The organism is Chamaesiphon sp. GL140_3_metabinner_50, from assembly GCF_025361915.1.
Lineage (GTDB): Bacteria > Cyanobacteriota > Cyanobacteriia > Cyanobacteriales > Chamaesiphonaceae > Chamaesiphon.
This window is the reverse complement of record NZ_JANYJC010000115.1, coordinates 1-8,772: the sequence shown is the minus strand read 5'-3', so window position 1 is coordinate 8,772 and position 8,772 is coordinate 1. Positions and strand designations below refer to the sequence as shown.

9 protein-coding genes are annotated in these 8,772 nt (G+C 45.3%); 3 read left to right on the top strand and 6 right to left on the bottom strand.

Going from position 1 to position 8,772, the window contains the following annotated elements:
* Window positions 1-552, top strand: a 552-nt coding sequence (gene larB / locus Q0R35_RS06190; RefSeq protein ID WP_295615220.1) for a nickel pincer cofactor biosynthesis protein LarB, incomplete at its 5' end; no start/stop codon positions are given.
* Window positions 553-717: 165 nt separating this feature from the next.
* Here larB and Q0R35_RS06185 read toward each other — a convergent pair.
* On the bottom strand, window positions 718-1,905 hold the full coding sequence (locus Q0R35_RS06185; protein WP_295615219.1) for a histidine kinase: 1,188 nt from the start codon (window positions 1,903-1,905) through the stop codon (window positions 718-720).
* A gap of 343 nt (window positions 1,906-2,248) precedes the next feature.
* Between Q0R35_RS06185 and Q0R35_RS06180 the strand changes: the two genes are divergently transcribed.
* Window positions 2,249-3,838: a glycoside hydrolase family 57 protein gene (locus Q0R35_RS06180; RefSeq protein ID WP_295615218.1), complete on the top strand. Its 1,590-nt coding sequence runs from the start codon at window positions 2,249-2,251 to the stop codon at window positions 3,836-3,838.
* 161 nt (window positions 3,839-3,999) lie between these two features.
* Here the strand turns inward: Q0R35_RS06180 and Q0R35_RS06175 are convergent, their stop codons facing one another.
* The 3 genes from Q0R35_RS06175 to Q0R35_RS06165 all read right to left on the bottom strand — a co-directional run bounded on the left by Q0R35_RS06175 (window position 4,000) and on the right by Q0R35_RS06165 (window position 6,740).
* A complete protein-coding gene (locus Q0R35_RS06175) occupies window positions 4,000-4,143 on the bottom strand; it encodes a purine permease (RefSeq protein ID WP_295615217.1) in 144 nt (47 codons plus the stop codon).
* A gap of 122 nt (window positions 4,144-4,265) precedes the next feature.
* Window positions 4,266-5,024 carry an SDR family NAD(P)-dependent oxidoreductase gene (locus tag Q0R35_RS06170; RefSeq protein ID WP_295615216.1) on the bottom strand — a complete coding sequence of 253 codons (759 nt, stop codon included), beginning with the start codon at window positions 5,022-5,024 and terminating at the stop codon, window positions 4,266-4,268.
* 285 nt (window positions 5,025-5,309) lie between these two features.
* Entirely contained in the window at window positions 5,310-6,740 is a 1,431-nt protein-coding gene (locus Q0R35_RS06165) for a YdiU family protein (RefSeq protein ID WP_295615215.1), read from the bottom strand.
* Window positions 6,741-6,950: 210 nt separating this feature from the next.
* Between Q0R35_RS06165 and Q0R35_RS06160 the strand changes: the two genes are divergently transcribed.
* On the top strand, window positions 6,951-7,208 hold the full coding sequence (locus Q0R35_RS06160; RefSeq protein WP_295615214.1) for a chlororespiratory reduction protein 7: 258 nt from the start codon (window positions 6,951-6,953) through the stop codon (window positions 7,206-7,208).
* A gap of 11 nt (window positions 7,209-7,219) precedes the next feature.
* Here the strand turns inward: Q0R35_RS06160 and Q0R35_RS06155 are convergent, their stop codons facing one another.
* Both Q0R35_RS06155 and Q0R35_RS06150 read right to left on the bottom strand, forming a co-directional pair.
* Window positions 7,220-7,792 (bottom strand): DUF2854 domain-containing protein, encoded by a 573-nt coding sequence (locus Q0R35_RS06155; RefSeq protein WP_295615221.1) that lies wholly within the window; start codon window positions 7,790-7,792, stop codon window positions 7,220-7,222.
* Between the two features lie 144 nt (window positions 7,793-7,936).
* Window positions 7,937-8,772, bottom strand: an 836-nt coding sequence (locus Q0R35_RS06150) for a topoisomerase C-terminal repeat-containing protein (protein WP_295615213.1), incomplete at its 5' end; no start/stop codon positions are given.

Below are 8,772 nucleotides of genomic sequence, written 5' to 3'. Positions count from 1 at the left end.
CCAACAGTATACGCCGAACTGCAGCGATCGATTCCCGATCTAGTCTATTACCAAACAGCGCGAATTTGCGCTCTCGCTCCCCTAAGTATCGATCCGATACATTCAGGCAAAATTACCATTTTGACCGCAGGCACAGCCGATTTACCCGTGGCTGAGGAAGCAGCTTGTACCGCCAGCTTATGCGGTTTTGCCGTCGAGAAGTTATGGGATGTTGGCGTAGCGGGAATTCATCGGCTCTTGAGCAATCGGCATATTATCGACGATGCCGATGTCTTAATTATCGTCGCTGGCATGGAAGGAGCTTTACCTAGCGTCGTCGCTGGTTTAGCAGATTGTCCGGTAATTGCCGTACCGACTAGCGTTGGCTACGGTGCGAGCTTTGGCGGCATTGCACCACTACTGACAATGCTCAATTCCTGCGCCGCTGGTGTCGGTGTCGTAAATATTGATAATGGCTTTGGTGCGGCTATTTTAGCCTGTCAGATTCTCCGCACATCAGCAAAGATCGCCAACAGAGATAAGCTGAAAGCGAAATTGCTGGAATCCCCCTAAATCCCCCTTCAAAAGGGGGACTTCCGGATCCGGTTCCCCCCTTTTTAAGGGGGGTTAGGGGGGATTCAGATCTCAAAACGAAGTCCATCCGACTTGTGTGTACACCGTAGCCTTGGAAAGGGAGACTTCTAAAATCCAAAATCTAAAATCCAAAATCCAAAATCATTACCCCTGATATACCAACAGCGTAAAATTAAACGCACTCCCTTTACCCAGTACAGATTCTACCCAAATTTGTCCGTAATGGGCGCGGACGATGCGCTGACAGACAGCTAAACCGATGCCGTAACCCGATTGTGACAGATCGCGATCGAGTCTGATCCGATCTTGAAAAATCAGTTTGTGATTTTTTTCAGGAATGCCCAAACCAGTATCAGCGATACTAACTTGAATGGTTTGCGCCGTACGGTGGAGGGCACTGATGTGGATGCGACCGCGATCGGGTGTATACTTGCTGGCATTGTCGAGCAAATTGGCGATCGCCTGACGTAATTTATCCACGTCACCATAGACAAATGGCAAATCTTGGGGAATATCGGTCGTTACTAGTTGCGCTTTGGCTTGAAATTGGGTATCTAGTTGAGCAACTACCCCCGAAACTAGTTGAGTCAGATCGAGCTTTTGGGGTAACAGTGCGAACTCAGGTGCGTTTGTAGCTAATGGTTGCAGGATATCATTAACTAACCGATCGATCGCGTGTAATTGAGTGCGCGCGCGATCTATTAATTTAGCGATCGCAATTGGCTCTAAAGCGTTAGCACGATAATCGTTGGGATTATGAATAATTTCCAGCGTGCCTAATGCTAAGGCTGCTGCGGTGAGCGGATTCCGCAGATCGTGAGCCAAGACAGACATCGCCCGATCTTGTAATTTTAACCGATCGACTAACGCTGCTTTTTCTTGTTTGAGCGTAAAAACTTCGTCGGTTAATTTAATTAGTTTACTGACATAATCGATCGAATCGCTTAATAGTAGCTGTTCGTTTGGCTGCGGAGCGGGAGTGACAGCTTCGCGATCTCGATCCGGTAAGCTATCGCTAGTAAATAGCTCCTCTTGCCAACGTTCCCACCAGTTATCGATTTGGTCGAGCAAATTACTCCCAGCTAAAATCTGACGGGGAGTAGGATAGAGCTTTAATAATGCTGGGGTGGCAATGACTCGATAGTGTTCGGCTAAGTCTGGTTGTTTGACAACATCTACAACTTGTAACTCGAACGACTGCTCGGTATTGAGCATTACCAATCTATTACGAATTTCTTGATTGTAGACAGAACTAGCCATCCGATCGTCGAGAAACAGCAGCAACTGTAAAGATTTAGATGTATGACTGGGGGAATAGCGATCGGTTGACATTCAGTCTGGTTGGCGGAGCCTCTCCTGTAAGAGAATTGAAAGTTAATTTATAATTATGAACTAATTCTTAAATTTTAATAACAAAATTTTAACATCTTTTAAAAAAATGTCACGATTCGTTCGCGTAGCGTCTCTGTAAAATAATCGATAAGAGCGATCGCTCACTCTCATGTGCGATCTCAAAAGTGGCGGATGGGGAAAGCCGCACTCAGAGCGCGGATCTGTGAATGCCAGCAGCACAAATAATAAATAATAAATAAAAGAGACGGCAAAGCTTAAAATAAGATTAACGGTAGGATCTTACTATCTTATCGACTGCCATTCGTTCCCACATGCTATCTCTATGAGTACTCCACTCGGTTATGTTGCGTTAGTACTACACGCTCATCTCCCCTTCGTTCGACATCCTGAGAGCGATTTCGTTCTTGAAGAAGAATGGCTGTATGAAGCCATTACCGAAACATATATTCCCCTACTCCACGTTTTTGAAGGATTAAAGCGGGACGGAATCGACTTTAAAATTACCATGAGCATGACACCGCCACTGGTGTCGATGCTCCGCGATCCGCTCTTGCAAGAGCGATATGACGAACATCTTGCCAAATTAGAAGAATTAGCTCAAAAAGAGATCGATAGCAACGAGCATAACGGACACATCAAGTACCTAGCAGAGTACTATGTTAAAGAATTTGCCGCCATTCGGAAAACTTGGGAACGACACGATCGCGATTTAATTAAAGCCTTTAAAGGATTTTTAGATAGTAACAACCTCGAAATCATTACCTGCGGCGCGACTCACGGTTATTTACCGTTGATGCGAATGTACCCTGAGGCGGTATGGTCGCAACTGCGGGTGGCGTGCGAACATTATGAAGAGAATTTCGGTCGCGCGCCCAAAGGAATTTGGCTGCCAGAATGCGCCTATTATGAAGGTCTGGATCGGATGATTGCCGATGCTGGCTTGCGCTACTTCCTCACCGACGGACACGGGGTGATGTATGCACGTCCGCGTCCGCGCTTCGGGAACTACGCACCGATCTTTACCGAGTCTGGGGTCGCCGTCTTCGGACGAGATCAGGAGTCGTCTCAGCAAGTATGGTCGTCGATGGTGGGGTATCCTGGCGCGCCAGAATATCGAGAATTTTATAAAGATTTAGGCTGGGATGCAGATTACGACTATATTAAGCCGTATATCATGCCCAACGGTCAGCGGAAAAATATCGGCATTAAATACCACAAAATTACTTCCAAGACTGGCGGTGAGAAAGCTCTCTACGATCCGTATTGGGCGAAAGAGAAAGCCGCCGATCACGCGCAGAACTTCATGTATAATCGCCAGCAACAGGTCGGAAACCTCGCTGGGGTGATGAAACGTCCGCCGCTAGTCGTATCGCCCTACGATGCCGAATTATTCGGGCACTGGTGGTATGAAGGCCCTTGGTTTATCGATTTCTTCTTCCGTAAATCTTGGCACGATCAAAGTACCTACGGGATGACGCATTTAGCCGATTATCTCCGCGCTCAACCTACCCAGCAGGTATGTCGCCCGTCTCAATCTAGTTGGGGATATAAAGGTTTCCACGAGTACTGGTTGAATGAAACCAATGCCTGGGTATATCCACATCTCCACAAGGGTGCCGAACGGATGATCGAATTAGCACGAATGGAGCCAGAAGATGAATTGCAGTGGCGCGCGCTCAATCAAGCCGCACGCGAGTTATTACTAGCGCAATCTTCCGACTGGGCGTTTATTATGCGAACTGGCACAATGGTACCATATGCCATCCGCCGCACCCGATCGCACTTAGTTCGGTTCCACAAACTCTATGAAGATCTCCAAGCGCGGAAAGTCGATAGCGGTTGGCTGGAAAAAGTCGAAACGATGGATAATATTTTCCCCAGCATTAATTATCGGACTTATCGACCATTGTAATAATGCATTAGCATTAGCTTAGTTTTAAAGCTCCCTCTTTTTGACAAAAACAGGGATATTCAGTTTTAGATGAACTAGTTAGGCGCAAATATTTGTTAGATATAAATTGCCTGAAACATAGATGGTGGGCACTGCCCACCCTACATTTCAGTTTTAGATAGTCAGGGATTAATCGTTCCTGCGTAAAGACCGATAATAATGAGAGTTAAAGGTAATAAAATTAAGATGCTATTAATCGTCGTGCCGATCGAAGGCGTAATATCGGGCGGATTTAATTCAGAGTTATGAGTGGTATCTACTGCCATGTTTTAGAAGTTATTTTGATAAATCTCAGATACATTATCTGCCGATTTAATTCAAAATCGCATCGCTCGATCGAAAGGTGCTGGCTCGATATTAGTCTGTCAAAATGAGTAGCTATTTTGGCTTACCACTGTAAACGACTGCCATCCCAAGAGAAGAATTCGCCACTATCGCTAGCATCCAAGCCATCGATGACAGTTAATAATTGTGCTACACTTCGATCGACTGAAAATAACTTTTCAGGTGGCACATTGCGCTGAAAAGGCAGCGACAATCGGGTATCTGTCGTACCGGGATGGAGTGCTACTAAAATTGCTTGGGGACAAGTGCGTTTATATTCGATCGCAGTATTGCGAATAAACATGTTCAGCGCGGCTTTTGAAGCGCGGTATCCATACCAACCACCGATTTGATTATCGCTAATACTACCGACTTTAGCTGAGATAGTCGCTAATATCGATCGATTTTGATGCTTGATTAATGGCTGAACTTGTTTGAATAGTAATATCGCCCCAACGCTATTTACTTGAAAGTAGCGCACTAGTTGTTCGGCGTTAATATGTCGCAAGCTCTTCTCTGGCTGCATCTCACCTTCATGTAAAACACCTACCGAATTAATTACATAGTGCAGTTCGGTTGTTTCAGTCTGAATTTTATTAACTACCGCTGCAATTTGCGCTTCGTCGGTAATATCCATCTGCAAACAACACAATCGTGGATCTGTTATCGCTAGCAGCTCTGTCGCCGATTCTAACCGCCGATAAGTAGCATAAACGCGATCGACATCGGTTTTGTCAAGTAACCCCCGTACAAAACCCAAACCGATACCCTGTCCCCCACCGACAATGAGTGCAGTTTTTAAAAATTCATTAGTTGGATTCATCTCTGTTGTCTTTCTCTGCGCTCTTTGCGCCTCTGCGGTTAATATTCTTCATCTTAGAGGATGTCTGAAAAGTCTAATTGCTCCGGTTACAGTGGGTAAATCCCCCTGTCTTGTCGTTTTTTTATTCGGGGGGAACCCCCGAATAAAAACGCCGCTAAATCCCCCTTCAAAAGGGGGACTTCCGGATCCAGTTCCCCCATTTTTAAGGGGGGCTAGGGGGGATTTCTAGGGTTTATGCTTAACAAAATTGAGTTTTCAGACATCCTTTTAGATCGCCAAAAATAACTAATTACCAGCTCTAATCTTAGCTAACAAAGCATAAAAAGGTTCCCAGTTATTATCCTGAGTAATTGGTTCCCAAATCGCTTCGATTTGCGGACGTAGTAGAATAGTCTGGGGATTCGATCGATCGAGCATATTACTTACCGAATTTAACTCAGACTCAGGTAGATCGCTCAAAGCTTGATGATAGAGTTGCAACCATTTATGATATCCCGAATTACCGACGATTTCTGGCATTAATTCAGTCTCATTTAAGATTAAATTAAGATCTAGTTGCCATCTTAATTTAAAGGCTTGACTCAAATCGAAGAAAAACTGATGGTACCCGACTTGAGTATCAGCTAATAATTGTAGCGTCGCCACTAGTAACTCATCTCGGACTGGAGTAGTATCACCTGTCAAGCCTAATTTCTGCAACATCAGCTTTTTATAAGCCGGAAAATAATAGTCCTCAAATTTAGCTAGCGCAGTAGTCATCTCCGCCGGGTCTATTATTGCCCCTAAAGGCTGCTGGAGCAGTTCTAAATTCAATTTACAGATTCCAGGCTGGTTGCCGTAACTATAGCGTCCGTAATGGTCGAAATAAGCAGCAGTAAAGTCTGGATTATAAGTAGGTAAAAACGCATAGGGGCCATAGTCGAAACTTTCGCCCGTAATCGACATATTATCGGTATTGAGTACCGCATGGCAAAAACCTACCGCCATCCATTGGGCGACTAATTCGGCGACTTTTTGCACTAATTCTGCATAAAAACGAGCGTAGCGTTCGCCACCTTCAAGCTTACTCAAATGGCTATAATAATAGCTAATAACGTGGTCTAATAACTTCCGACTCAAATCTGGACGCTTGAGATAGTTTAACCGCTCGAAAGTACCAAACCGAATATGCGATCGACTAAATCGTACCATCACCGAAGATCGCGTCGGCGATGGTTCGTCTCCCCGCCATAGATCTAAACCCGTCTCTACCATGCTCAAACAGCGCGAAGTTCTCACTCCCATTTGATGTAAGGCTTCCGCCGCCAATACCTCGCGCACGCCACCTTTAAGCGTTAGCATCCCATCGCCGCCGCGAGAATAAGGCGTTCTCCCCGAACCCTTGGTACCAAAGTCATACAGCTCTTCGTCGATATCTCGCACCTGTCCGTACAGAAACCCCCTACCGTCGCCCAATCCTGGATTGTACTCACCAAACTGATAACCGTGGTAACGTAGAGCTAGAAAAGGATGTGCGGGATTGACAAATTTACCGAAAGCTTCGGTAAAATGTTCGTCGCTAACTTCTGTGGGGTCTAATCCTAGTTGCACCAATAAGTCGTCATTTCTAAACCTTAATATCTGTTGGGGAAATTCGGCGGCTACTACGTCATCATAGTAGTCAGCACCCAAAGATTCTAGAGCTGTTTCGTAATTGAGGATGAGGATTGGATTCATAAATTAGTGAATAGTGGATAGTAACAAGTAAGAAGTAAGAAGTAAGAAGTAAGAAGATTGAGGTTGCCAAATTTTGTTAATAAGTGTAGCTAATGAAGAATATAGTATTTATTAAAAATAATCTCGCAGATCGATCGGGAGCGATAATCTTGAAGTAGAAATTGATAGGTTTAACTATCCCCTATTCCCTATTCCCTATCCCCTCATCTTATGTCAGACTCTTTAATGTTTAATAACGATGCTTATGTGTTGCTAGAAACAGACAGCCCGGAGCAGATCCTTACGCCAGCAGAAATGTCGGCGAAACTTCAGGAAATTGTTACTAAATTTGCCGATGAATTACCACCCGACGTGCTGGCAATTAGTGGCATAGAAAATCGGGTGCAATATCTCCTAGATACTAGTTGTGAGCTGGACTTAGCACCAGGAGAATACTTGCAATGGTATGCAGTCAGACTAGAAAAATAAGTCTGAATTATTTAAGCAGCGGCGACAGCAACTGGGGTGCGATCGACAATTAACGTCAGATTAATTTCTTCTTTATCTTCATCTGGCTCGATGGTAGCATCGACACCTGGGCCGAAAAACTTAGCAATTTTTTCACGTTTTTCTTGCCAAACATCAAGACTCATAAATGGCGAGTAAAATTGCAGTGTTAGGGCGTAAGCACCACCGACTTCTGATTCTTGTAAACCTCTAAGAATGGGTCTGTCGTCATCGCTAGGAGCCAAGCCTAATTTTTCTAAAGCAAGATCTAAATGAGCTTCTTGTCCGTAGCGAAAGCGAGTGACATCTTTGCGAATTTGATGGAGTGTGGGTGTTGCTTGTTCGTCCCTGAGCTTAATTAAATTTGCAGGCGTAAGCTTTGTAAAGGGGACTGGTTCGAGTTCTGCTGATTTGAGAGCCAAACCGCCGAGGAACAAGGGAATACCATAGAAAAACCCGATCAAATTGAAGGTCGGATCGTCGATCGCGTATGCAAAAAAACCAACGAGTGCGAGGAACCCGCCAACATTGATGAGTACTAAACTGAGCGGAATTTGACTGAACATGTCGATCGTCTGAAAAACTGGAATCTTTATCATTATCAACTAACTCTCGCTGATGTGGCTACGGGAGTAGGCAGATAATTGAGATTCGATCGTGCCAAAATGGGAAGATAAGATCGTTATTCTTGTCTTCCCAACCGATCGAGACTAGCTAGTTTTCGATTTAGCAGTCGTTTTTTTGGCGGTAGTAGTCTTCTTGGCTGCGGTGGTTTTTTTTGCTGTAGTGGCTTTTGCCTTAGTCACAGTGGTTTTCTTGGTAGTTGTCGCCTTTTTAGTTGTGGTTTTCTTCACCGTTCCACCCTTGGCTACCAGTAGGCTCAGAGCGGTTTCTAAGCTAATACCTTCGACTGTTTCGCCTTCAGGAATGCCTGCGTTAATTTTGCCATGCTTGATATATTTACCGTAAGGGCCAGCAAAAATCGCTACGGGTTCATTATCGTCAGGATGGTTGCCAATCGTCCGGAGCGGTTCTTTTTTACCACCACGGACGGCTTTAGGTTCGGCTAGAATCTCTACAGCCCGCTCTAGGGTGACTGTCAGCACGTCGTCGGGTGCTTTGATCGAGCGATACTCTTTGCCTTCTTTACCGCGATCGTAGAGGATATAGGGGCCGAATCTGCCTAGATTGGTTTGGAGTTTGCCACCTGTTTCGGGGTGAGTGCCTAAACTGCGGGGGAGTTTGAGGAGTTCGACGGCGATTTCGAGGGTGACATCTTCAAGTTTCATGCCTTTGGGCAAGGAAGATTGTTTGGGCTTTTTCTTACTATCTTCAACCTTGTCGCCCAGTTGGACATAAGGGCCGAAGGGGCCGAGTTTGGGATAAATCGGTTCGCCAGTTTCGGGGTGGTTGCCCAAGGTATCGGGGGTGCTGCTCTTTTGTTTGATCAGCATCTCGATCGTTTCTGGGGCGAGATCGGCAGGGGTGAGATCTTTAGGAATGGAGGCATTCCCCGCTTCGGTTTCGATGAATGGGCCAAATTTAC

What these genes read in the sequence shown, in the direction of transcription:
- Q0R35_RS06180 (WP_295615218.1), top strand. Translation starts at nt 2,249, where the DNA reads ATGAGTACTCCACTCGGTTATGTTGCGTTAGTACTACACGCTCATCTC.
- Q0R35_RS06185 (WP_295615219.1), bottom strand. Translation starts at nt 1,905, where the DNA reads ATGTCAACCGATCGCTATTCCCCCAGTCATACATCTAAATCTTTACAG.
- Q0R35_RS06160 (WP_295615214.1), top strand. Translation starts at nt 6,951, where the DNA reads ATGTCAGACTCTTTAATGTTTAATAACGATGCTTATGTGTTGCTAGAA.
- Q0R35_RS06170 (WP_295615216.1), bottom strand. Translation starts at nt 5,024, where the DNA reads ATGAATCCAACTAATGAATTTTTAAAAACTGCACTCATTGTCGGTGGG.
- Q0R35_RS06175 (WP_295615217.1), bottom strand. Translation starts at nt 4,143, where the DNA reads ATGGCAGTAGATACCACTCATAACTCTGAATTAAATCCGCCCGATATT.
- Q0R35_RS06165 (WP_295615215.1), bottom strand. Translation starts at nt 6,740, where the DNA reads ATGAATCCAATCCTCATCCTCAATTACGAAACAGCTCTAGAATCTTTG.
- Q0R35_RS06155 (WP_295615221.1), bottom strand. Translation starts at nt 7,792, where the DNA reads ATGTTCAGTCAAATTCCGCTCAGTTTAGTACTCATCAATGTTGGCGGG.